This window comes from Pseudoalteromonas sp. Cn5-37, assembly GCF_021532495.1.
GTDB lineage: Bacteria > Pseudomonadota > Gammaproteobacteria > Enterobacterales > Alteromonadaceae > Pseudoalteromonas > Pseudoalteromonas simplex.
The window spans coordinates 539,297-563,403 of the sequence record NZ_JAKGBA010000001.1 but is presented as its reverse complement, the minus strand read 5'-3'; the positions used below and the strand labels follow the sequence as shown (position 1 = coordinate 563,403).

The 24,107-nt window shown below is 40.1% G+C and carries 19 protein-coding genes and 1 riboswitch; of the genes, 6 read left to right on the top strand and 13 right to left on the bottom strand.

Translation table 11 applies throughout. The features are described 5' to 3' along the window. Positions 1-18: 18 nt before the first annotated feature. On the bottom strand, positions 19-675 hold the full coding sequence (locus tag L1266_RS02530; protein ID WP_054551938.1) for a nitroreductase family protein: 657 nt from the start codon (positions 673-675) through the stop codon (positions 19-21). Between the two features lie 102 nt (positions 676-777). On the opposite strand from L1266_RS02530, the gene L1266_RS02525 reads away from it, so the two are divergent. Both L1266_RS02525 and ribB read left to right on the top strand, forming a co-directional pair. Further along, positions 778-1,716, top strand: coding sequence for a LysR family transcriptional regulator (locus L1266_RS02525; RefSeq protein WP_235376781.1), 939 nt, complete (start codon positions 778-780; stop codon positions 1,714-1,716). A 47-nt stretch (positions 1,717-1,763) separates the two neighbouring features. Further along, a riboswitch (FMN riboswitch) is annotated at positions 1,764-1,911 on the top strand. Between the two features lie 106 nt (positions 1,912-2,017). Continuing rightward, entirely contained in the window at positions 2,018-2,671 is a 654-nt protein-coding gene (ribB, locus tag L1266_RS02520; protein WP_138600706.1) for a 3,4-dihydroxy-2-butanone-4-phosphate synthase, read from the top strand. 49 nt (positions 2,672-2,720) lie between these two features. On the opposite strand, the gene L1266_RS02515 is transcribed toward ribB, so the two are convergent. The 6 genes from L1266_RS02515 to L1266_RS02490 form a co-directional block, all read right to left on the bottom strand. After that, complete coding sequence (locus L1266_RS02515) at positions 2,721-4,163, bottom strand: serine hydrolase domain-containing protein (protein ID WP_235376780.1); 1,443 nt, start codon at positions 4,161-4,163, stop codon at positions 2,721-2,723. Between the two features lie 22 nt (positions 4,164-4,185). Beyond that, a complete protein-coding gene (locus tag L1266_RS02510; protein ID WP_235376779.1) occupies positions 4,186-5,187 on the bottom strand; it encodes an alpha/beta hydrolase in 1,002 nt (333 codons plus the stop codon). Between the two features lie 71 nt (positions 5,188-5,258). Then, positions 5,259-6,122, bottom strand: coding sequence for a D-Ala-D-Ala carboxypeptidase family metallohydrolase (locus L1266_RS02505; protein ID WP_235376778.1), 864 nt, complete (start codon positions 6,120-6,122; stop codon positions 5,259-5,261). An 8-nt stretch (positions 6,123-6,130) separates the two neighbouring features. After that, entirely contained in the window at positions 6,131-7,747 is a 1,617-nt protein-coding gene (locus L1266_RS02500) for a L,D-transpeptidase family protein (RefSeq protein WP_235376777.1), read from the bottom strand. Positions 7,748-7,906: 159 nt separating this feature from the next. Continuing rightward, positions 7,907-11,059, bottom strand: coding sequence for an efflux RND transporter permease subunit (locus tag L1266_RS02495; RefSeq protein WP_235376776.1), 3,153 nt, complete (start codon positions 11,057-11,059; stop codon positions 7,907-7,909). 3 nt (positions 11,060-11,062) lie between these two features. Continuing rightward, positions 11,063-12,235, bottom strand: coding sequence for an efflux RND transporter periplasmic adaptor subunit (locus L1266_RS02490; RefSeq protein ID WP_138600497.1), 1,173 nt, complete (start codon positions 12,233-12,235; stop codon positions 11,063-11,065). Between the two features lie 158 nt (positions 12,236-12,393). On the opposite strand from L1266_RS02490, the gene L1266_RS02485 reads away from it, so the two are divergent. The 3 genes from L1266_RS02485 to L1266_RS02475 all read left to right on the top strand — a co-directional run bounded on the left by L1266_RS02485 (position 12,394) and on the right by L1266_RS02475 (position 14,816). Further along, positions 12,394-12,642, top strand: coding sequence for a YkgJ family cysteine cluster protein (locus L1266_RS02485; RefSeq protein ID WP_054562006.1), 249 nt, complete (start codon positions 12,394-12,396; stop codon positions 12,640-12,642). Between the two features lie 141 nt (positions 12,643-12,783). Further along, positions 12,784-13,968 carry a hypothetical protein gene (locus tag L1266_RS02480; protein WP_235376775.1) on the top strand — a complete coding sequence of 395 codons (1,185 nt, stop codon included), beginning with the start codon at positions 12,784-12,786 and terminating at the stop codon, positions 13,966-13,968. A gap of 95 nt (positions 13,969-14,063) precedes the next feature. Then, a complete protein-coding gene (locus L1266_RS02475; protein ID WP_235376774.1) occupies positions 14,064-14,816 on the top strand; it encodes a hypothetical protein in 753 nt (250 codons plus the stop codon). Positions 14,817-14,875: 59 nt separating this feature from the next. Here the strand turns inward: L1266_RS02475 and L1266_RS02470 are convergent, their stop codons facing one another. The 6 genes from L1266_RS02470 to L1266_RS02445 form a co-directional block, all read right to left on the bottom strand. Then, positions 14,876-16,714 (bottom strand): TonB-dependent receptor, encoded by a 1,839-nt coding sequence (locus L1266_RS02470; protein ID WP_235376773.1) that lies wholly within the window; start codon positions 16,712-16,714, stop codon positions 14,876-14,878. A gap of 192 nt (positions 16,715-16,906) precedes the next feature. Next, positions 16,907-17,218 (bottom strand): hypothetical protein, encoded by a 312-nt coding sequence (locus tag L1266_RS02465; RefSeq protein WP_235376772.1) that lies wholly within the window; start codon positions 17,216-17,218, stop codon positions 16,907-16,909. A gap of 138 nt (positions 17,219-17,356) precedes the next feature. Beyond that, the gene (locus L1266_RS02460; protein ID WP_235376771.1) at positions 17,357-17,905 is read right to left on the bottom strand and encodes a DUF4136 domain-containing protein; all 549 of its coding nucleotides are present in this window, start codon (positions 17,903-17,905) and stop codon (positions 17,357-17,359) included. 163 nt (positions 17,906-18,068) lie between these two features. Further along, the gene (locus L1266_RS02455) at positions 18,069-20,855 is read right to left on the bottom strand and encodes an ATPase (protein ID WP_235376769.1); all 2,787 of its coding nucleotides are present in this window, start codon (positions 20,853-20,855) and stop codon (positions 18,069-18,071) included. Beyond that, positions 20,855-21,400, bottom strand: coding sequence for a condensin complex protein MksE (locus L1266_RS02450; RefSeq protein WP_063705788.1), 546 nt, complete (start codon positions 21,398-21,400; stop codon positions 20,855-20,857). The genes L1266_RS02455 and L1266_RS02450 overlap by 1 nt, the downstream gene beginning before the upstream one ends. Positions 21,401-21,402: 2 nt before the next feature. Beyond that, entirely contained in the window at positions 21,403-22,677 is a 1,275-nt protein-coding gene (locus L1266_RS02445; protein WP_166340378.1) for a hypothetical protein, read from the bottom strand. Positions 22,678-22,825: 148 nt separating this feature from the next. On the opposite strand from L1266_RS02445, the gene nhaD reads away from it, so the two are divergent. Beyond that, entirely contained in the window at positions 22,826-24,076 is a 1,251-nt protein-coding gene (gene nhaD / locus L1266_RS02440; RefSeq protein ID WP_235376767.1) for a sodium:proton antiporter NhaD, read from the top strand. Positions 24,077-24,107 lie beyond the last annotated feature (31 nt).

Sequence of the window (24,107 nt, the reverse complement as noted above, 5' to 3'; positions counted from 1 at the left end):
CGTAACTATTAAGGTTTGTTAAACAATCTTAATTACAGAATTTTTATCTAAACGCGATTTTGGTAATGCAGCATTATAATCTTGCTCTGGCTCGTGATAACCAATAGCGAGTGCCACCTCACAAACATAGTCGCCTAATTCATCTGCAAAAAGCTCACCGAGTAAGTCTTTATCGACACCTTCCATCGGTGTTGAGTCTAAACCTAAACGAGCCACTGTATGCATGGTATTACCTAAGGCAATGTAGGTTTGCGCTTTAGTCCAAGCAGCGTTAACACCTTGCTCATCAGTATTTAAATCAACAAAGGCGAAGGCGCCAAATGCTTGCTCTTTGTTTTCTGCTTTTGTACGGCCATTAGCAATATCGGCATCAATTACTTTTTCATAATCAGCACGTTTATAGCTTGGGTTATAAGCAAATAAAATGGTGTGTGATGCCGCTTTTGCATGAACTTGGTTAAACTGAAACTTATTTGCAAAACTATCATGCAGACGCTGTTTACCTTGCTCTGATTCAATGACCACAAACTTCCATGGTTGAGAATTAATAGACGATGGCGATAAACGTAATGCTTCTAAAATTACAGCTAAGTCTGCTTGGCTAATTTGTTTTGAAGCGTCGTAACGTTTACTAGTATAACGGCGTTGTAAGTCAGAAATGATTGGGTGTGTCATGATTTGCTCCCGCATGTATAACAATTAGGTGCAGTTTACGCCTTGCATACTTTACGATAAAGCTCATAATCGAATAAACATTATCAAAAATTTTTAGTTAATATGCTGGTTGAAGATCTTAAATTAATCCTCAAGGTGGCTGAATTTCGCAGTATTACAACCGCGGCAGCCAAATTAGACATGCGAGCTGCTACCGCCAGTGCGGCAATTAAACGTGTTGAAGCAGCGCTGGGGGCTGAGTTATTTGTTAGAACTACTCGTCATTTGCGTTTATCTGCGGCAGGGGAGCGCTTTTTACCTCAGTGTCAGCAAGCAGTGCTCATGCTAGACCAAGCCACACTCGCGTTAAAAGGTGAGCATGATGAAATTGAAGGAGAACTAAGAGTCGCATTATCTTCAGATTTAGGCCGCAACATCATTATCCCATGGTTAGATGAGCTACTTGATGAGTATCCAAAGCTGAGTATGCGCCCGCATATTAGCGATAGTAATGTCGACTTTTACCGAGACTCCGTTGATTTTGCCCTTAGGTATGGCTCGCCATCCGACTCAAATTTGTATGGCTTTAAAATTTGTAATGTTCCGCGGCTGTTATGTGCAACCTCGGAGTACATTGCCGAACATGGCGCGCCGACACATCCCGATGAATTAAATCAGCATCAAGGCCTGTTTTATCAACTACAAGATATCATCAATAATGTCTGGGAATTTACCGATGGAACCGAGCGTTTTAAGGTGAAAATGCAAGGCCGCCGAGCATCTAATGATGGTGATTTGGTAAGGCGTTGGTGCGTGGCTGGTAAAGGCCTAGCGGTTAAATCATGTATTGATATCAGTGATGATTTACTAAGTGGGCGGGTAGTGCCAGTGATGAAAAATTATCCCCACTTATGTGCAGAGCTTTGGCTAATATGCCCAAGTCGACAGTCCATTACACCCGCGGTTCGTCTAGTGCGTGATATATGCCGAGAAAAAACCAAGGCGATCCTCAATCAACTGATTGAAAAAGGCATATTAGATAAGCGGGTACTCGATAACTAATTACTTTAGGTATAGAATAGCTTGGCTTATTCATCTTATTGATTAAGCAACATTCTCAGGGCGGGGTGAAATTCCCCACCGGCGGTATACTTTAAATTTAAGTGAGCCCGCGAGCGCTTTAACTTTGGTTAAAGGTCAGCAGATCTGGTGAGAGGCCAGAGCCGACGGTGATAGTCCGGATGAAAGAGAATATAGTTTATCTATAAAACAGTAATTGGCTGCCTGCGGGTGGTCTTTTTTGCTGTGCCTTTCAATGTCCTGAATCTTTTCATATTTAATTTAATAGGTATTAAAAATGATGATTCAGTCTTCTTTACTTAGCCAATTTGGCGAACCACTTGAACGCGTTGAACGTGCTATTGCTGCCTTGCAGCAAGGTGAAGGCGTACTTGTAGTAGATGACGAAAACCGTGAAAACGAAGGTGATTTTGTGTATTCAGCACAGCACCTGACCACAGAGCAAATGGCCATGATGATCCGTGAAGGCAGCGGTATTGTGTGTCTTTGTATGGGCGATGAGCGTGTTAAACAGCTTGATTTACCACAAATGGTTGAACATAACACCAGCCAGAACAAAACAGCTTACACAGTGACCATTGAAGCTAAAACGGGCGTGACAACCGGCGTTTCAGCAGCTGATCGTGTAACCACCATTAAAGCGGCAACAGCTGACAATGCAAAGCCTGAAGATTTGTCTCGTCCAGGACATGTGTTTGGACTGCGTGCACAAACGGGTGGGGTATTAGTGCGCCGTGGCCATACCGAGGCATCTGTTGATTTAATGCAGTTAGCGGGTTTAACACCGTTTGGTGTTATTTGTGAATTAACGAATCCAGATGGTTCAATGGCTCGCTTGCCTGAAGTAAGCAAGTTTGCCAATGAGCACAACATGCCTGTTGTATCGATTGAAGATTTAGTTGCCTATATCCAAGCAACGCAAAAACAGGCTTGCTAAAAGCTTTAAGCCGTAAGTAAAAAAATAAGGCCACTCTTGTGGCCTTTATTTATTGTAATTTCTCAATAGCGTGTTTAGCACTTTCACTGTCAGGATTAAGTTTTAGCGCACTTTTGTAACTTGCTAATGCTTTTTGTTTATCACCAGTTGCTAAATATGCTTCACCCAAACTGTCAAACGTATTTGCTGAATCTGGGTAAGATTGATTGTTGAGTTCAAACACTGTGATTGCGGCGTCTAGCTCATCCATCTGCATTAATTCATAGCCAAAGTAGTTTAGCGACCTTTCTCTAGGCGTATTACCCTCACTCACCATTTGCTGATAGCTATTCTTTAGTCCTGCAATACCTTCACGTTTAAATGCGTTATAAAGTTTACTATCTGCATGCTCTGTCGCTTTTTCGTAGGGTTTGCCATAGTAGATTGCAAGTAAGCCATTAGTCATGGGTGTGAGTGGCGCACCACCGGTGTTATTTAAAATAATAACCAGTAATTTGTCTTCGATTATTCTACTTATAAATGCATTAAAACCATTAATACCACCGCCATGTTGGATACGTGTTAGGGGTTTTCCGTAGGTGCTTTTATCAAGGTTTGTAACTTCCCAACCAAGCGCATAATTTCTTTGCTCAGAAACTTGATACATCTGTTTTTTATATTCGTTGTTCAATAATTTACCTGTGTAGAGAGCTTGATCCCATTTTAGTAAATCTCGTGCTGTTGAATACATTGACCCAGCAGCATACGGGATAGACATATCTAAATAATCAGTATTGCTATAACCTGCTAGGCCATTGTCGTAACCCGATACGCGAAATTTAATGATTTTATTGTGAGAATCATAGCCTGTATTCTTCATATCGAGTGGATCTAAAATATTCTTCTGCAATACGTCTTGATATTTTTGACCAGTTACCTTTTCGATTACCGCACCCAAAATAAAATAGCCAGAATTGCTATAACGAAACTCAGTGCCAGGCTCGAACACTAGATCATCACTACATAATAAGCGAATAAATTCATCAACACTGTAAGGGTTTCGGCTATACTCATCACGAAACGATTTTGCTTGAGTATAATTACCAAGACCAGAGGTGTGATTAAGTATTTGCCGAATGGTAATTTTAGTGGCTATATCTTGTCTGTAATTAGGGAGGTATGTTGCAAGGTGATCATCGAGTTTGAGTTTACCATCTTGTGCCAATTGCAGAATTAACATGGCGGTAAACTGTTTGGTAATTGAACCAATTCTAAATTTACTTTTATTACTATGTTTTATATCCCATTCAAAGTTGGCATAGCCAACGCTTTGTTCAAACAGTACTTTTCCATCCTTTGCAACTAACACATTGCCATTAAACTGCTTAAAGTTATGAAAGCCATTAATAAAGTCAGCCATCTCTGCTTGCATGTTTTGGCTATGTGCGAGGCTTGAAATTGCGACTAAATAAAAAACTACAAGCAACCTTAGTTTATTAAAGAATTTGTTCATTGCTTTCCTTGTTATTTGTTGGTTACATTAATCGATGTAAAACTTCATTGCGCATGGCTTGATTGATAAGGCTGACCATTCTGGTGTGGTTCAAATTACTGTAATGCACTACAGATACACTCTTATTTTGAAGCGCTTGCCAATAACCAGCTGGGCTTATTGGGTCTGCGTTACTGACATAGAGTGTGGTTCTATCAGCTGATTGCTTGTCGTTGAGTAGGGCGATTAAATCAAGCTGTGCTTCATCAATACCTGTTTCTTGAATTACATCTTTTGCTGCGTTTTTAAAATCATTATCTTTGACAAAGTAGCTTAAGGTTGGGTGATAACTTTTAGCTACGGACATTAATGCGGTATCAAAATGCACCATTGGTGCAACCATTATCTGTTGATTTACATTAGGCATTTGCTTTGCAAGTTGCATAGCAGCAATACTGCCCATTGAATAACTTAAAATATCAATTTGTTGGTATTGGTTGGTATTTAAAAAATGCTTTAATACATCAAGACTATTTAGGCCAAATTTGAATTCACTATATTGATTGCTCGCAGGCATTAGGATGACATCTTTGCCGGTAAAATGACTAAGCCAGCGGGCTTGAAAGCTATAAATCAAACTACTCACACCATAACCTGGGAATAGTATAATTGCTGAATCGTTTTTCTGTTTGGCACCATTTATAGAGGTCAAAGTTGTTTCAAATGTTTCCATTTCCTCTTTTGATTTAAGTTGAAAAGTTATGCCAAATTGTTCACCTTGCTCAAAATATTCGATTAAATCATTATGGGAAAATATTCTAACTGCTAAACATTCATGTGTAGTGTTACATGTTTTGTGAGATATACCTTCGTAAACGGTATTCAACATTGGGTCGTCAGGGCCACCGTAAGATATCTCTTCTACAGGTTGAGTGATTTGATAAGCAATAAAACTCTGACAACCACTGAGGACTGAAATATAAAAAATGCAGAGGATAAAGCGCATAATTCCCTTTGTTGTTATTGTAGTATTTCCATTAATCACAACAACTTACCAATCAAATAGTAATAATGCAATTGGATAATATTTATTCAAGGGTTATATGGAGCTTGCAATTACCACCTAGCGGTAAATCCTCGGTTATCTATGTGAACAAAACCACCGTGGTGGGAGGCGGGTTTATAGCGGCCGATACCGCCATTATAGCGACTCTGTTTTTGGAACTTTTCAAACACTTTATAAAGCACGTCAACATCAGCAATCGTTAGTTTGCCATCGCCATTTAAATCATCCATTCGGCCATCACCATCTTCATCTATATATAGGTCAAAGGCATCGCCGTATTGGTGTCGGCTGTGTTTGCCATTACCAATTGAGCGATTGTAGTGGGGTGTTCTATAGCCGCTGATAAAGGCAAATTTGCTGACTTTAATCCCTTCATTTTGTATAAACGAGAGCAGATCTTCGAGCATCATCAAGCCATCGTTGTTGACATAAAGGTATTTTGGAAAGCTACTCACTTGCTTACAAATTACATTCTTAACTTGCACATGAGGGGTCAGCTGGCGTGATAAGTCTTTCTCAAAAACTTCTATAAACCCGTTTGGCGCACTGTATTGTGTATAGCCTTTATAAGGCGCAGGGTAGAGGCCGATTTGGTAATTATTTAATTGCTTATTGTTAGCATTGAATGGTTTTTTCACTATAACGAGTAAGCGTTTGCTCGTTTTGTTGTTACTCAGTACTAGGCTATAAAACCCTGCATTTTCTGGGGCATAAACGGCAATGCTATTTGGCCCTAATCGCTCTGTCTCAACATCTGAAACCGCAGTCGCTGTAAAGTCAGCCGTGTTATCAAGTGTTAGCACTTGTTTTGCATCAAGTACAAGGCTGTGCAGCGAGTCAGTTAATTCAATGGCAGCAACAGGCCATGTAGTTAACGCTAAGCACACACTAAAAATAATACGGCTGAAATACATAGTGACCTCTAAATTGTATTGTTTGCTAATGGCGTGGTGAGAGCTTTTAATAACGCGCCATCACGATTATAAACGTCGGTATAAAATTGTAGGCCCTCGTCGTTACCCGCAACGGTCCAATACATTAAAAGTACATCCAGCGGTTTTGATAAGCTGACTTTTTTAGTTTCTTTCGCTGCAATGGCGTCATCAATTTCACTACGGCTCCAATTATCTGAGGTTTCTAATATTTTCTCAGCTAAGGTGAATGGGTCATCAACTCTTACACAGCCGTGGCTAAATGCACGTTGGTCTTGCTGGAATAAACTTTTTGCAGGGGTATCGTGCAAATAGATTGAGTATTTATTTGGGAACATAAACTTGATTTGCCCTAATGAATTATTCTCTGAAGGCTGTTGTACAAACCAATACGGGAAGTTTTTGCGGCTAGCATTCGGCCAATCAATACTCTTGCTATCAACTGGGTTACGGCGACTATCAACCACAACAAAGTCTTTCTCGTTTAAGTAGTTTGGGTTTTCTTTCATTTTTTTGATGATGCCACCTGAAATACTCCGCGGTACTGTCCACGTTGGATTCATCACGATATAACTCATTTGCCCTTTAAATATTGGCGTTTTGGTGTAGTTTCTGCCTACAACTACGTTGGTTTGCCATTTCAATTTGTTGTCTTCAAACAAATACAGCAAGTAGCCTGCGATATTTACCACTAAGAAGCGCTCTGTGAGCGTGTTATCAACCCAACGAATGCGCTCTAGGTTTACTAAAATATCATTAACGTACTCACTGTAATCTTTGTTGAGTAGTTTTATCGTCGCATTGCCAATCACACCATCATCAGCAACTTGATGGGCATTTTGAAAGCGTTTAACTGCTGTGACTAGCTCATCGTTATAATCAGTGGCATCACTGTTACTGCCGTCAAAATACTTTAGTCGTTTTAACTTTTGTCTTAAAAGCGGTACTGCTGGGTCTGATTGTCCGGGTTTTAATACCTTATTTTGCAGTGCGAAGTCAGGTAACTCGCCAGTGGCATCAAGCTCTTGATAAAACACAAGGGCGTCTTTTAAACGCTTATAATGAGGCAAAACAGGTTTTAGGTTTTCAAGTCCTTTATCAAGGCTTTTTGATTTTACATGTTTGAGTAATGAGGCCGCTGCGGCATCTGGGCTAACATCAAACTGTTCATAGTTCCATGTGGCAGCCAATTGTTTTGGGTTCACCTTTCCGCGTATTAGGTGTTTTGCATAGGTCATCACGGCATCTGTCATCAGTACATCAAACTGGGCTTCGACGGCATATGCTCCGCGCTTCTCTATTTCGTTGGCCAGCGCCATTAATGTATCAAAGTGATAGTCGTTAGGAGATAGCCCTTCAAGTTCTGCTTGCGCAATTAAATTGAGCGCTTGTTTGGCATATTTGCTGTCATCCCATACTCGTTCAAAACTATTTGCTTTATAGGTGGCAACAGTCATTTCTGGGGAGTGGATTTGTTGTCCTTCTATATTGTGAGATTCACCAATCAGAATAGGTTCAAGCTGTTGTTGCAAGTATTGGTTCTCAGCAAGCACTGGCATACAAATTGATAAACAACTGAGCAAAGCTGTGTAGCGCAGAATTTTCATAGCTATGTCCTTATAACGTATTTAGTTATTTTTTGAATTGTTTCTTTTTTGCTCATTTAAGCTTAGCAAAACAACAGGATTTATAGGAACATATTTTTAAATAAAAAACGCTTGGCAAATAAGCTTGCCAAGCGCTCGGTTGGGATTTTGAGGGGGGGGTTAATTACTGGTTGTTTGTAATTTTGCTTCTGGCTCTGCTTTTTTACCTCTTAGCTTGCCAATTAAGCGTTTGAAGTCTTCTAACGCGACGTACTGACAAGGGATTAAAATAAGCGTAATGACCGTTGCAAATAACACCCCGAATGCTAGAGATACAGCCATTGGGATAACGATTTTTGCTTGTAAGCTTGTTTCCATAATGATTGGTAATACACCAATAAAGGTTGTAATCGAGGTCAGTAATATTGCTCTAAAACGACGCGCACCGGCTTGCATTACCGCATCTTTGATTGCAACACCTTCGGCGCGGGCTTTATTGACAAAGTCGACCATCACTAGCGAGTCGTTTACGACAACACCTGCAACAGCGATGATACCGAATACTGATAGGCTACTCATTGTCATACCTAAGATCATGTGGCCAAACATTGCACCAATGACACCGAATGGAATAACCGACATGATGATAAATGGCTGTGAGTACGAGCGTAGTGGAATAGCAAGTAACGCAAAGATAATCATCATTGATAAAGCAAAGTCACGTACTTGTTCTGCCACACTGTCCATCTCTTCTTGAATACGACCTGCCACATTACTTTCTACACCAGGGTAGCTTTTCAGTAGGCTAGGTAAGTATTCGTCACGAATTTCTTTTGCAATGGCAAATGGTTCAGCTTGGTCAGTATTAACCGCAGCCCAAACGTTTACAGTACGTTTAGCGTTCTCACGGCGAATACGGTTTACACCATCTACAATGTTAACTTTAGCAACTTCAGCAAGCGGCACTTCAACACCTGTTGGCGTAATGATACGCGCATCTGTGATGTCACTAACTGCGTTACGTGATTCACGAGGGTAGCGGATCATTACTTTGATCTCTTCACCGTCACGTAAAATACGTTGTGCTTCAAGGCCGTAGTAGCTAAAACTAACTTGTGATGCCACATCTGAAAGGGTTAACCCTAAGCTGTAAGCGAGTGGTTTAAGTTCAAGTTGAACCTCGTCAGTTGCAGATTGTAGTGAGTCATTTACATCACCTACGCCTTGCATGCTATTTAGCTTTTCTTTTAACTTAGCAGCCACTTCTTTGAGCTTATTGATATCTTTACCTTCTAAGCGAAAGCTCACATCACCGTCATCACGACCACCGTTCATGATACTGTCTTCAATATTCAGCGTTTTCACACCTGGCAGTGGTGGCATTTGCTCACGCCACATTGCACTTAATTGGAAGGTATCAATAGGGCGTAAGTCTGGTTCAACCAAAATCGCCATAATGCGTGCACTTGTTCGACCGCGTAAACTAACCGATAAATCGCGGATCATTGCTTGACCATATTGCTCTTCAAGTTGTTTATCGACATCTAAAATCAGCTTTTCAATTGTTTGCGCTGTCTCGAGGGTTGCTTGCTCAGACGAAGATAAGTTCATTTCAACTGAGATACGCGGGAAATCATGTGGAATTTTAGGGTTCGCAACAAATTTCACTAAGCCACCAGCGAACATACCGCCACTAACAATAAGTACACAGATAAAGCCAACAATCACGGTGTAACGGTAATGAATACAGCGGCCAATAAATGGTGTGTAGTAATTATCAACAAAGTTCTTGAGGCCTTTATCCATACCTAAACGTAAGCGATGTAGTGGATTTTTAGGGTTCGCAGGTTTATTTTTCATTGCCGCTAAGTGAGCCGGTAAAATTAGTTTTGACTCAATTAGTGAGAAAATTAAACATAGGATAATTACACCACCAATGGCTTTAGAAAACGCAGAGCCAGGACCGGATGCCAGTGTTTGTGGTAAAAATGCTGCAATTGTGGTTAACACCCCAAAGGTTGCAGGAATAGCAACGCGTTTTACGCCGCGTACTACGTTATCTAGGCTATGACCGTGCTTTTCAATTTCAGCACTGGCTGACTCACCGACGACAATAGCATCATCAACGACTATCCCGAGCACCAGTATAAATGCGAATAAAGAAGCTAAGTTAACCGTGATATCAATAAAGCCCAGTGGCATCATTAAAAATGCGCCTAGGAATGACACAGGTAAGCCCATCATTACCCAAAACGCTAAGCGTAGTGGTAAAAATAGCGCCAGTACCACCATCACTAAAATACCACCCCAAATCATGTTGTCGATCATCATGTTTAGACGACCTTCAAGGTAGTAAGTTAAATCAACAATCGGTGATAGTTTTACACCTGCTGGTAACTGTGGTGCTTTATCTGCTAGGTATTTTTTTAATACCGCAGCAACTTTAGTGATGTCTTGATCTTTCGACGCATTTACTTCAAAAGTCAGTGAGTTTTTACCGTTGTACTTAGAGTATTGTAAGCCTTCTTCAAAGCCGTCGTTAATTGTTGCTACATCACCTAAGAAAATTTGTGCACCATCTGGTAAGTGTAATAAAGGCAGATTTTCGAACTCTTTACCACGATACGCTTGATTTTCAACACGCATCGAAATATAGCCATTTTCAGAGCGAATTTGACCTGCTGACATATTGGCAGAGAAACTGCGAACGGCTGTGGCAATATCACGGAAAGTTAAACCATACTCACGTAGTTTATCTGGGCTAATTTCGATGCCAATTTCGTAGTTTAAGCCACTGTAAAAGTTGACCAAGTTAATTTGTGGTAAAGCTTGTAGCTCATCTTTAATATCATTACCAAGTTCTTTGAGCTGGTAGTTACTCATATCGCCATACAGCGCGAGTATCATCACTTCTTGCTCAAACTTTTCGCGGCGAACAATTGGGCGTTCCATCTCTGCAGGGAAGGTATTGATTGAATCAACCTGCATCTTAATTTCATCGAGTACTTCTTGCGGGTCGTACTTTTCTTCGATTTCGATCCAAGCTTGTGAAAAACCACGGTTCGAATAGGTAATTAAACGTTTAATGCCTTCGAGGCCTTCTAAAGACTCTTCGACCTTAATGGTGATGCCTTCTTCTACCTCTTGCGGCGCAGCCCCTGGGTAGACAGCTTGAATACTGATCCAGTTACTCTCAAATTGTGGGAACATTTGCTTACGCACCGACATTGCCGTCAATAAGCCACCCACTAAAATGAAAATCATAAGTAAGTTTGCAGCAACTGGGTTGCGAGCAAACCAAGCAATAAGCCCTTTTTCTCTGTGCGTGGTCATGGCTTATTCCTCTTTTAACGCTAACTGCGTTGTTGGCACACTCAGTGTTGCGTCATCTAACTTGACCGCCATGCCTTCAGTTGGGTATTCGAGTGCCGAGGTAATCAGTTGCTCACCATTAGCAAGGCCATTATCGGCGATCACCATGCCATTTTGCTCGCGAACGATGTTAAGTGTTTTAAAGGTAAGCGTTTCGCCATCTTGTAAAACAGCGACTTTTTTATCTTTAACTAAATGGTGCGGAACAACAATCGCGTTGTCTAACGCTCGGCCCTCGATAGTGGCGTTAATGTATGAGCCAAAACGTAATGGCTGCTTTTGCTCATAAGGCGTTGCTACTTGTGCTACTAAGTAATTCATGCGGCTACGTTGGTCAACAACTCCTTCGCTACGAACAATAGTTGCTTGCCACGTTGTTTGTTTACCTGCAAATTCAGCATTAATTGATACGCTTGCACCAATTCCTTGGTTATTTAGGTATTGCAGATCTTTATCAGCAACAGGTAAACGAATTTCAGCCAGTGACGTTGAGCTCAGGCTACCAAAGCTGTTACCTGGGTTTACCACACTACCTAGACTAATCAGGCGTTCGTCGATAATCGCATTGTAAGGCGCTTTAATATATGTGCGCTCAAGATTACGTTTAGCGCGTTTTACACTCGCTTGCGCAGCACGATAACTTGCAAGTTTTTCAGCAAGTTGTGGTTTACGTAAATAAAGCTCAGAAGGGATAACTTGGTTTGAGTCACCTTTGATGCGGTCCCACTCAGCTTGCGCAACTGACACCTGTGCACGTTCTATCTCAAGTGCAGAGCTTGCTTGGGCTAGTCCTGCTTCAGCTTCAATGAGTGCTGCTTCGTAATCATTTGGGTCAATACGTGCTAGAATGTCGCCTTGCTTAACAAATCCACCTTGTACGAATTGATCTGATAACGACACAACCTGACCACTTACTTGCGCAACAAGCTCAGTTTGGTTTTTAGGTTTAACGATACCGTATGATTTTACATCGAGGGTAATGGCGTCAAAGCTTAACGGTTTGATTGATACAAGCGGGCGCAGATCTTGTTCTGGTTTTTCTACTGGCGGTTGCTTCATTGAGGCAAATGCGAATGCCATTCCAAGTCCGCCGACTAATACGGCGATAGGGAGAATGATTTGTTTTTTACTAGCCACGGGATAGTCCCTCACGGTTGACGGTAATTAAAAATAAATTTGATAGGCTAAGCATACGCAATAAAGTGTTTACAAGGCGTTTGAAGATGTAACAAACCATTACACATATTACAAAGGCGCTACAAAGGTTCTATAAGAGGTACTCAATGACAGATAAAATGGCATGCAGATTAGGCTGTGGCGCCTGTTGTATTGCACCCAGTATTAGCTCACCGATCCCAGGAATGCCCAATGGGAAAGCAGCGGGAGAGCGCTGTATTCAGCTTGATGATAATAACCTATGTAAATTATTTGGTGATGAATCAAGGCCTAAGGTGTGTAGTGACTTTTCTGCCACTATTGATGTGTGCGGCACGACAAATGAGCAAGCGTTGTATTTAATTACCGAGCTTGAGCAGATGACTTAATGTCTTAAGGAAACTTTTAGGTATGTAATTTTATTTGCTGCTTCATTTATTAAGTTGAAGTACTAGGCATACTTTTTTAATTGCTCTTTCATTCCTATGAGTTTAACGTTAATGGATGACATTAGTTTAAAGGATTAAATAATGGTCAATTCAATTTCAGCTTTTCTTTGCTTTATCTGTTTTCTTTTGCCTATTACATGTAATTCTTCATCTACAGAGACAGTATCAGTTGATGTAACTATGGGCTATAACAATGGCTATTATGGGGACTCGATAGATGATTCAGAAAGCCTTTTTGATGATATGCTTGTTTTCATTAATGGTGATTTTGTCGGTGAAATGGTTGATACGGTTAATATCACACTCAATGTTGACCCAACTATAAAAAATACAATTTCGTTAATTGGTAAAGTATCTTCATTTGGTGAGGTGACTTTAACTGAAGAAAACTACCAAACTAATTCAGTGTATATTCCCCTTAATGAAAATCATGGCTATGCTGAGTGGGCAAATATGTCTGTCTCCAGTATTACAGAAAATACGATAGATAAAAACTTTTCGAGTTTTGATATTTCGTTCTCACATAATGAATTACCGATAGATATAGATGAAAATCCCTCTTTTATCATTGAGTTAGCCAGAGTTGACGGTAGAGAAATAAATCTAGAAAAACAACCATCAGTTGATATATCACATTATTTCCATGTTGTGGATGGTATACTTACACCTAAGTCTTTCGAGGAGTTTAAATCATTTTTTAGTTCAAGGGCTATATTTGGCGAACTCACTTTAATGGTTTCTGCTAGAGGTAAAGAGGTGGACGTAGACGTAGATTATTATGGTGAAATTAATTTCTATTTGGACACTTTTTTATTAAATGGAAAGCTGAACCCACCACACTTTAATAGCAATGTATCTGTTGCTAATGTTGAAATCGAATTCTCATATTTATTAAATAATAAAAAGTTAGTAAAAAAGGTCATTACTGATGAGTCAGGTTATTTTAGTATAAAATTACCCCACGCTAATTTGTCTTTTTTAGCCAAGAAGTTTTATGAAAATACAGAGTATATTTTAAAAGGAGAAATCTCCGCTGAGCAGTCAAGCAGTAACATTAATTTTAACCTTTTGGCCGCGAGCGATAAAAATGTGAAGGCTTCAAGTAACCCGAAGGTAGAGATAGTTATTAAAAAGTCTTCTATATATGAACCAAGCTATTATCATTTGCTTAATAGAAATCGAAGAAGTCATTTTATAGATGCTTGTCGAATGAATAATCATGAGTATGGCTATATTTTTAAGTGCATGGATAGCAGCAAGCCTTAATTTTACACAAATGGCCGCCAAACTCTCAAAATAAGTGAGCTTGTTATCAGCTTTTATGCATTCTTTATAGAGTAACAATTTTTGGACTATTAATTGTGATGCCTAATTCTAAAATACTAATAAGAAATGTTTCGGAGATTGAAAGTTATGATGTTATCGCATCGGAATCGAGCCTAAATATAGCGCCATACGAACAAGTTATAAAAGGTTATTGGCATGAGGTTATAGCAGATGCGCAAAGCGCAGGCACAGAAATTTGGGATGGGCAGTATTATCGATTAGAAAATATTGATGAAATACAACGAGGTTCATTGCAATTAAATCTGAGTACTATCCCATATTCTACAATTCGCTCTTTGATAAAATTAGGCCTACAACAGAACCTAGCGAGTTGCTACTTTCCATACCATATAAATACAGGGGCGTTAATATCGACAAGTGATGACTTGTTTGTGTTTGGTCAAAAAACAATAAAGTCAGGTACTTATTATCTTGACCTTATCGGCGGTGGGCTTCAAAAAGATGAGTTGGATGTGCAGCAGGCTATTGATATTAAAAACAATATACTAAAAGAAGCATTTGAAGAGGCGAATATAACCAGTTCAATGATTGATTGGGTAAACCTTAATTCATTTATTCTAACTAACACGATGAGTGTCGTAATATTATTTAATATCAAGCTTAATGTAGATAAAAGCCAATTGATACAATCATTCGAAGGCCGAGTTGAGAATGAGCTTTCGGGCTTACAATTTTTTGATCATGAAAGTGTGAATGAACTTAGTCACAAAGAAAATAGGCTTTCTTATTTGAGCTTAATACCGAAGCTTGTGAAAAATTTTAGCTAGATAATGTTATTCATGAATAGTAATAATGCCAGTCAATTGGCTGGCATTATTGTTTTTGCTTACCATGTATAGGTAGCGCTAAGAGTATATTGTTCGCCGCGGCCAGGGGTACCCGGGACTTCTTCGAACGATTCATCCCAAATATTGTCAGCTGCAAAGGTTATAAACACATTATCAAGCTGGGCAGGGGTGAACTTTAGCGTTAACTGCGTGAAGAAGGCTTCATCATCAGAGTTACGTAAGCGGTTACTATGTTGCTTACGCCATTCGTTATCGATACGTAGCTCAAGCACATCCATTGGTTGCCATACTGCACCCAGTGTTACACGGTGATCAGGGTAGTTAAGCGCATAAAAGCTCGCATCAATATCTGCCGCGCCATAGTCTTCTGACTTTTCTAAGTAGGTGTAGCTGGCAATCAACTCAGTGCTTTCAAACGATTTATTCGCTAAAAACTCAACGCCTAAGGTGTCTATATCAACCGGGTTTGCAAAACGAGCTGAGGTTGCATCAAAGCGATATGTCCAATCTGTCAGGTTTTTATCTTTACGGTAGAAAATAGCTGAATCTAAACGCCACGAAGACTGTTCAATCAGTAAACCTAGCTCAAGGTTATCGGTTGTTTCGCGCTCAAGGCTGTAGTTACTTCTGAATAATCCGCCCGTTTCGCTGCCGCCGATGGCGGTATAACCGGGAACTTGTGTTGCTTCTGCGTATGATGCATACCAAGTATGTTCACCGCCATTATGATTAGCTACTTTAAGGCTGGCATCGGCAATCAATGAGGTAGCTGAGCTATCGTGGTTAGTATTATCAAATGCTGCACCAATACGTACAGTAAGCTCTTTGTTCGCTGTAAGGGCTGATTTGTACTCAGGCAAGATACTTAGCTTAGTGTAATTGCGTGACGTAAAGTTGTTTTCAAGAGACGTTGATTCAATTTCATCAGCAATAAATTGCCCAGCATAATTAATTGCATACTGGTTATTTAAACGGTGGCGTCCAGAGAGTCCCAATGACTTAACCGTGGTTTCGTGAAACGCTTCAAAAATAGCTGGGTTTTCACGAGACAACACGTAATGGTCGTTATGTTTACGATAATAGCCAGTCACTTCAAAGGTATTGCTCTCACCATACATTTGTTTGTGATTGAGCATGAAAAGCTTGGTTTCAAGATCTTCAGTTTCATTAAAATTAAATGGCGTGTAAAGGTTTGGCCAACCAAAAAACTTCTCTTGGCGTCCGAACATTAAATCAGTTTGTGAGGTAGAGCTTGCAAGTTGAATACGCGCTGAAGCACGTTCAAAGTCGTGGTCGCCATTATCAATTGAGCCATCACTTTTTGAGTGCGAGTATTCACCCTCAAAACCTAATCGCCAATCAGGTTTACTATCCAGCTTTTGGCTATGGGCAGCATGAATGCTTTGTAAATTAAAGCCATTCGTACCTGTGCCAAGTGAAACGCTGCCAGTGTTTGTGATAGGGCGCCAGCCAAATGAAACTGTGCCAACCGAACTATTCATACCATAAAGGGCATTATCAGCCCCTGTAAGCACTGAAGGGCCTGTTAGCATTTGTGGCGCAATTGGAATTTCAGCAAAGTAGTGACCAGATTGCGGGTCGAATAATGTACTGCTACCAACACGAAAGCCAGTATTTTCAAAGATACCACCACGAATGGTGACATCAGCTTGTGCTTCAGCCATGTTACGTGATTGCAAATCGACACGTGGGTCATATTCTAAGTTTGATACCGGCGCATCAAAGGTACCAACAGGCTCTTTATTTGCGGTTGCTGAAACTTCAACGGTGATTTGTTCAATATTGTTGGTGTCTTCTGCTAGCACTGAGCAAGTGACGAATAATGCGGGAAGTGTAAGCTGTACTGCGCGTACCATCTAAAACTCTCTATTATTTTGATTAACTCGTTGCAGTGGCCGTTAAGAGCGCACTGGAAATTGCAGGTATTGTATCTGAATCACTGAGTTATACCACTCCAACCAGATTTCAGCAGGTAACAAAAAACCGCGCTAAGGAGCGGTTGTGCAATAAGAGCTGTGTCTATTTATTATTTAAAAAAGATGTGTGTTTCAGTTTGATTTTTTATGTTTAACCGCATCATATTTACCAAAGAAAGTAATGATGAGAGCAACAAAAATACCTATAAATCCAATGACTGAAAAAGCTAGGCTATATTCAGCTTTAATATTAAAAATATTAAGCAAGCTAGTTATTAACAATAGAGAAATACCGGAAATTTTTAAAATCGTCTGTGTTTTATTTAAGCAAAACCATGCTTGACAAGAAGGGCATTGATTTTCAATGAAGAGGCTGTTTGTATTAACCTTTTTTATATCTTTAGTCGCAATTATGGTTTTACAGTTTGGGCAAGTTAATTTCATTTTATTCCTTTTTGGATCTTTTCTCTAAGACCCCTAATTCCATTTAGAGTTATTTAAGTTAAAGCATCATAGCAAACTTTGATCTTCACAAACAAAAAAGCTCACAATTTGTGAGCTTTTCAAAATTATGTAAAAGGCTTATTGCTGAGGTTTTGGTGGGAAGTTACTTAGAATGTTAGCAACAGTCTCTTTGATAACTTCAGTGCGCTTTTCAGGTGATTGGTTCTTTTGCAAACGACCTTCTTTCGCACCACGCCAAACTAATTGGTTAGAAGCACGGTCTACCACGTCTAAAATTAACGTACCCACTTCGTATTCGCGAGCAGTTGTTTGCGTGTTATAACCCATACCCCAGTAATTCCAGCGTGCACCGTAACCTACGTTGAAGGTATCTACATCAATTTTAGTATCAACAGAGGCATGGTAGTTAATCAGCACATCTGCTTGTGCTAAATCAACTAGCTTCATACCGCTTTTTTCAAGTTCAGCATTAACGGCTTCACGAACCCGCTTTTCCATTAAAGGGCTAATTTGGTAGTTCGCTACGTTTTTAGTCAAGCTGGCATTAGGTACCCAAGAGAAGGTTTTATAATTACTAAAATCTGCTGATTTGTCGTAATCCCAATCAGGCGTTTTAGCACAAGCCGCTAAAAATAATACAGCCGTCGCGATTAATAAGTTCTTCATATTGTTTGCTCCTTGGCAAAAATTCCACTACTTGATTGATAACATAACACAAAAAACACTCAACTGAATGATTATTTAAAGACTATGGCACATTTACAAAAAAGTACTGTAATAGTTTGTAAACATAGTCATCCTTGACTGAATCAATGATTAATTTTTGTAATTAAGCAGTGTGTTCCACTTCTATCCAATCTTTTTCATCGACCCAGTTTTGTGCACCATCTTTAACAGTGCGAATAGGGACGATGTAATCACAGCTAACTTGTGGTTTAACAGAGGCAAAAATCGGCACAAAGCCAAAGCTAAGCGCGGTTTCGATAATTGCTTTTTGGTTTTGTGGGTCGATATCAGCTGCTTCATCGATATAAATCGGAATACGATACAAGTTTTGTTCTTGGTCGCTTAATAAGTAACGAATAAACAGCATGCCACAAAGTAGCTTAATGGTGATACGGGTACCGTTAGAGCCGGCTGAATCGATTTTTTCGAAGTGCTCAGTTTCACCAGCACGGTTTACTACTTCAAAACGAATATCGAATAAGTCGGTCAGAGTTAAACCGGCTTTTTCAGAGGCAAGCTTAATCAAATGATCTTTCGCTTCGTTTACCGCAGACTCGCTATAAGGCTCTTGGCTTAATAGGTCGAGGGTATCGCCTTGCTCAAACTGATTTGAGGTACTAATAATAGTATCAATGCTATCAACCAACATCTTGCGCGGAATAACATTAATTTTGAATGCTTGAAGATTAGAGATACGGTGCTGACTAATCCCTTTATTAAAGCTGTTCATTTCCCGGCGCAGGCGGTCTAAGTCTTCGCGCAAACCTTTAATAGTAGCGGCTACTTCAGTTAACGCAACTCGGCCTTGACGCTCAACCGCATCGCGCTCGTTATCAATGTTATGAAACGCGCTGATAAGCTTTTCGTATTTAGTAAACTCATCGTTTTCGTTATCAAATTTAGTAATACCTGCATTGTAAATATGCAGGTAGGTGTTACGTACGTTGATATCAAAGTTACGTAACTCTTGGCAGTCTTTATTGAAGTGGTGAATGAGGTCACTTAAGTTATCAAAATCAATACTGATTTCAATCATGTACGGAGTGACTTTTCCTGAGTAAACATCAAGGGTGTGATCGATACGTTCAGATTTAACTTGGCGTAAACGGTCAGCTTGGCGCGCGAGCAAATCTTTTTTCGACTTGATAATTGAGCGACGATCGCTGATTGAGCCACTATTCTTTTGAATATCTTGCAGGTAGTCGTCAACTTGCTCGCGTTCTGCATTTAACTGCTCTTTTAGCAGGGTTTGTGCATCGACAGATTGCTGCATCACTTCAAATTGTTCAAAACGTTTTAATGCTTCTTCTGAGGCCATTAACTCATCATACAAGGCATCTTTTTCTTTTTGCTTTTCGGCGACATTTGCGGCGACTTCGCGCTGTTGTTTAAACTCTTTCAGTGAGTTTTCAAGAGCAGCAAGTTGCGCAGTTAATTGCTCTTTATTTTCGCCAGTTTGCATTTGCACTGGGCTTAGCTTTTTCAGTTTAATCGTCGCGCCCGGAAGAGTCAGTACACCGCCTTTCACGTTAGCCGATAACTGCTCTAAGAACTCCCCAAAGGCATCTTCGTCTGTGATCTCAACATCACCATTGCTGGTGGTGGCAAACGATAAGATATCTGGGTTCAGAATACGCGAAATTTCTTCAACTTCTTTTAAAGACAAATCTTCACGCATACGGGTGAATAAATTGAACTCGAGGTTCTTTAACTGCAGTTTTAAGCTCTTGATTTGCTTTTGTGTTTCGCTAATACGGTAATCAAGGGTGTGCAAGCTTTGACCTTGGGCACTGCTTAATGAATGCGATAGCGATTCATAATCTTGTTTAAGCTGAGTAAGGCTGACTTTTAAAGTGGCTTTATTGACCAATTCAAACTCAGATTTAAGCGCTCGATAGTCTAAAAACCACTGTTCAATTTGAGTTTGTTTACGCTCAATATCACGGGATTGTTGAATATAAAGCTGCTGCTTTTGTTCGAACTCGTGCTTTTCGTGTTCGATATCTTCAAGGGCAATATTTAGCTCAGAGAGTTGCTCTTGTTGATAGGTTTCAAAGTCAATCAGTGCTTGGTCAATTTTTGGCGCATAGGCAGCAAGCTTACCTTTTAAAACCGTTTGGTTTTCAAGCATAGATTCAAGAGCTGCAATTGGCTCTTGCATTGACTCAAGGGCTTTTAATTCACGTTTAGCGCGATTCACTTTATCAAATGAACGTCGCCATACTTCATAAAAATCAACCCGTGAGTTTGACATATGGCGCTCAAATACACGTAGCATAAAGCGTTTAACATCACTGGCACCTAACTTATGCAAGTTAAGGATACGGCGGAAAATTTCTTTGTAAATCGCTGAGTCTTGCACGTTATTGAGGGGGATCATCTTTAAGTTGATATCGCCATCAAATGGGGTTGCGCCGCCAGTGAGTAGGGCGTTTAGCTCTTGCGCTTTTAATTCAATTGGATTGAAACCTTGCTCTTTTAAGTGATTAAAAAGCTTAGTGAATTTTACAATAGTTTTGCCTTGCGTGTAGTGTTCAAGGTTCAACTTACCTGGGTAGCAAAAAAACTGATGCGCGTAACCGGCTATTTTACCTAGGCCGGCAACACCAATCACCACAGGGCCATTAGGCAGGTCAGCTTCAAGCAAAATATAGGATTGATCTGACGAAAAGTAGAATTTTCGGGTTTCGTCTAAATCATGGCCATCCCATTCTGTTAAACGCAAATCATTAATCAGTGGAAATTGCAGGGCATTAATTACCGAGCTTTTACCGGTATTATTCGGTGCACAAATAGAGCTACTTTTATCCAACGGGATCACGCATTTTGCATAGCCAGCGGTATTTAAAAGCGCAAGTTTGCTGAGTCCGTATAGGCTTTGGCTTTGCATTATTCGTCATCTCCTAGGTAGGTTTCTTCGTTTACTTCCATTAATGCATCGATATAACGATAAATAGGTGCTTGCAGCATAAAGCCGTTTTCTACTTCGCGAGCCAGACCTAAACGCACCATACGCAGGTAGACGTCTTTGCGTAAATCTGAGCCTGAGAAAATTTCTAATTGATCAAACAAATGCTTGTTGATTTGCACTAAGGTTTGCATTAGTTCAAGGTCGTTTACTTCGTCAAACAAGGCACGCATTGGATCTTTACCAGTATTGGCATAGTGCTCAATCAAGATGTAGATAGTCAGTGCGATGGCTCGCGAAATTTTCCCCATATTTGGGGTGCTTTCGTCGCTACCAAAATAGTAAAAGCCACGGCTATCGTGTTGTAGGTCATGGCCAAGGGCGTTAAATAACGCGCGATAAGCATCAATGTGTTGATCAAGCTCTTGCCACATCAGCGTGTCTTGTTCGCTAATGTGGTAGCCTGATGTGAGCTTTTTATTAATAGCTTGCAGATGCGTTAAATCATCTAAATTAATATCTGTCATGGTTATTGCTCTGTTGCTTTTTTATCGTCAGCAATCGATGAGTTAAATGGATAAAGAGAGAAGTGTTGCTGGGCAATTTTTATTTTTACTTTCTCTTGGCTTTGGCTGATTTCAAGGTCGCCATCGCTAATCAATTTTTGATATAAGAACAGCATTTCGTCAGCCTCTAGATCTGGGTAGCTTTCATCTAAGAAACTAAGCAGCGGCTGAGCTTTTTTGCTGGCTTTTTTAAAGCGTTTTCTAAATTGTGTTTTAACGTCGTTGTAATCAGGAATATGCGGGCTTTGATAGGCGGGCACATCATCATGTTCAGGAAGCTGATATTCATCGTGCTCAAAGTCAACTAAGCCTGCCATATAAGCCACGATATGACGTTGCTGACCAAGTGAAAAACGTTGTGCGTCTGAAACAAAGTTAGGCTGTACTGCACTTAACATGTTATCGACGCCATTTTTACGCACTAAACCAAGCACTTTAGCCGCTTGGCGCGTAATTAGGTTGTTGCGGCGTAACTCTTCACGTAACGGCATCAGCATATCGGCGCTTTTACGTAAACTTTCACGGCCAACTAAATGCATTTCTAGAATACGAGTACGTAATTGTTCAAGCATGCGCTTGTCTTGATATGATTTACCAAGGCGGTCAATTTGCTCTATTTGCGAGCTAATTTGCGCTTCGATGGTATTAAAGCAAGCGTGGAAGTCACCTCGAATATCAACCATTTCCAGCATAGGCTCGATGTATTCATCGAACGCTTCAATTACAGCCTGATAGCGTTTTTGCAGTGATTGCACCGCGTTGTCTGCTTTTGCTTGCTCAACAATATTTAAAATTGCGTTTTCATTGTGGGCAAACAATTTCATTATTTTGCGTACCCGATCATCCATAATGCGGCTAAAGCGGCGAAGCTCGTCGTAATCTTCAATTTCACCCGCTTTAGCAAGGCGATTGCCAAGGCGAGCTAAGTCATCAACAAGCACACTAATTTCTTGGGCAAGACCTAAGTGTTCTTCTTGTAGCAAGAAAGTCGCAAAATCGGCGATCGCGCGGTTTATTTCTAACTGTGATGATTTTGCCAGTGGAATGATAATATCTTGATTCAATAAACGATTTGTTTCTTTATAAATGCGTTCATTTGACCATGAAGGTTGTTTTTGTTTTATCGCATTTTGTACGTCTTTTAAGCTGAAATCAGCCATCTTAAAACGTTTAAATAGCAGTTCTAACACCCCCCAATGTTCAGTAAGGGTATTTAATAACTTTTTAGCTGGGATCATAAAGCTCCAGTAAATTCAGACTTTGGTGTTGGCGATTAGTAGTAAATTATGTAATTGAGAATAGTTTTATGCTTTCTATGCTGCTAGAATCCGCGCCGAAACACTCGACTTACAATGTTTACATTATTATAAAGGTTGTTCAAACACCATGGTAACCCCACTTATCCTAACCCTGATAGCGGTGGCATTTTTGCTTATCGTTATAGAGGATATTATCCATGTAAACAAGGCCAAAACGACGCTTTTTTTTGGCACTTTATGCTGGATTATCTTATTTATCTCTCCAATTCATGGGCAAAGCCCAGAAACCATACAACATCAACTGGATCACAACATATTAGAAATCGCGACTTTGTGGCTATTCTTAATGGCTGCGATGACCTTTGTAGCGTATTTAAACTCTAAAGGCTTTATCCAGAATATTGTTCATAAAATTATGCCAAATCAAATCAGTGAACGAAAGCTGATGTTTCTGATTGGTGGTTTTGCGTTTTTATTTTCATCTATTTCAGACAACATAACGGCAACTTTAATCTCGCTTGCGGTGGTGATGTCACTTAAGTTAGATCCTAAAAAATTAATAAAATATGCGACCTTAATTGTATTTAGTGTTAACTCGGGTGGGGTGTCGTTGATCACAGGTGATGTGACAACCTTGATGATTTTCTTAGACGAAAAAGTCACCATTGCTAATCTACTATTATTAATTGCCCCTGCACTGACAAGTGTTGCACTGCTCGCGGCGATGTTGTCGGTGGGTATGTCGGGTAATGTTGTGTTTGAAAAACAAGCAGCCCGTCGTATCGAAAAGACAGATATTACCATTGCGGTTATCTTCTTCTCGACGATTATTGCCACGTTAACTTTGAGTGTGCTTTATAGTGTGCCGCCGCTGTTAACCTTTTTATTTGGTTTATCACTTATGTTTTTGGTTGCGCAATTTTTAATGCGCAAAAAAGACGTAAACAAAAAAATCATCGATTATATTCGTGAAATTGAATACGACACCTTATTGTTCTTCGTTGGTGTGTTATTGCTGGTTGGTGCATTAAAAGAAGTGGGCATGCTTGCTAAATTTACTCACTTATATGAGTTGATGGCACCGGAATATGCCAACTATTTAATGGGACTATTATCAGCGGCGGTAGATAACGTACCTCTCACTGCAGCACTTTTAAAAGCTGATATAGTGATGAGCCCTCAGCAATGGCTGTCGTTTACTTACGCAACTGGGGTCGGTGGCTCAATGCTTATTATCGGCTCTGCGGCAGGTATTATTGCCATGAGTAAGGTAAAAGCACTGACCTTTATGAGCTATCTTAAAATGTCGGTTTATTTATTAATTGCTTATACCGTTGGTTATTACGGTTCGTACTTAGCGGGCAGTTTAATTTCATAAAACAACTTGACAGCTAGACGTCTAAACGTTA

What these genes read in the sequence shown, in the direction of transcription:
- L1266_RS02530 (WP_054551938.1), bottom strand. Translation starts at nt 675, where the DNA reads ATGACACACCCAATCATTTCTGACTTACAACGCCGTTATACTAGTAAA.
- L1266_RS02525 (WP_235376781.1), top strand. Translation starts at nt 778, where the DNA reads ATGCTGGTTGAAGATCTTAAATTAATCCTCAAGGTGGCTGAATTTCGC.
- L1266_RS02515 (WP_235376780.1), bottom strand. Translation starts at nt 4,163, where the DNA reads ATGAACAAATTCTTTAATAAACTAAGGTTGCTTGTAGTTTTTTATTTA.
- L1266_RS02505 (WP_235376778.1), bottom strand. Translation starts at nt 6,122, where the DNA reads ATGTATTTCAGCCGTATTATTTTTAGTGTGTGCTTAGCGTTAACTACA.
- L1266_RS02500 (WP_235376777.1), bottom strand. Translation starts at nt 7,747, where the DNA reads ATGAAAATTCTGCGCTACACAGCTTTGCTCAGTTGTTTATCAATTTGT.
- L1266_RS02495 (WP_235376776.1), bottom strand. Translation starts at nt 11,059, where the DNA reads ATGACCACGCACAGAGAAAAAGGGCTTATTGCTTGGTTTGCTCGCAAC.
- L1266_RS02485 (WP_054562006.1), top strand. Translation starts at nt 12,394, where the DNA reads ATGGCATGCAGATTAGGCTGTGGCGCCTGTTGTATTGCACCCAGTATT.
- L1266_RS02480 (WP_235376775.1), top strand. Translation starts at nt 12,784, where the DNA reads ATGGTCAATTCAATTTCAGCTTTTCTTTGCTTTATCTGTTTTCTTTTG.
- L1266_RS02470 (WP_235376773.1), bottom strand. Translation starts at nt 16,714, where the DNA reads ATGGTACGCGCAGTACAGCTTACACTTCCCGCATTATTCGTCACTTGC.
- L1266_RS02465 (WP_235376772.1), bottom strand. Translation starts at nt 17,218, where the DNA reads ATGAAATTAACTTGCCCAAACTGTAAAACCATAATTGCGACTAAAGAT.
- L1266_RS02460 (WP_235376771.1), bottom strand. Translation starts at nt 17,905, where the DNA reads ATGAAGAACTTATTAATCGCGACGGCTGTATTATTTTTAGCGGCTTGT.
- L1266_RS02455 (WP_235376769.1), bottom strand. Translation starts at nt 20,855, where the DNA reads ATGCAAAGCCAAAGCCTATACGGACTCAGCAAACTTGCGCTTTTAAAT.
- L1266_RS02450 (WP_063705788.1), bottom strand. Translation starts at nt 21,400, where the DNA reads ATGACAGATATTAATTTAGATGATTTAACGCATCTGCAAGCTATTAAT.
- L1266_RS02445 (WP_166340378.1), bottom strand. Translation starts at nt 22,677, where the DNA reads ATGATCCCAGCTAAAAAGTTATTAAATACCCTTACTGAACATTGGGGG.
- nhaD (WP_235376767.1), top strand. Translation starts at nt 22,826, where the DNA reads ATGGTAACCCCACTTATCCTAACCCTGATAGCGGTGGCATTTTTGCTT.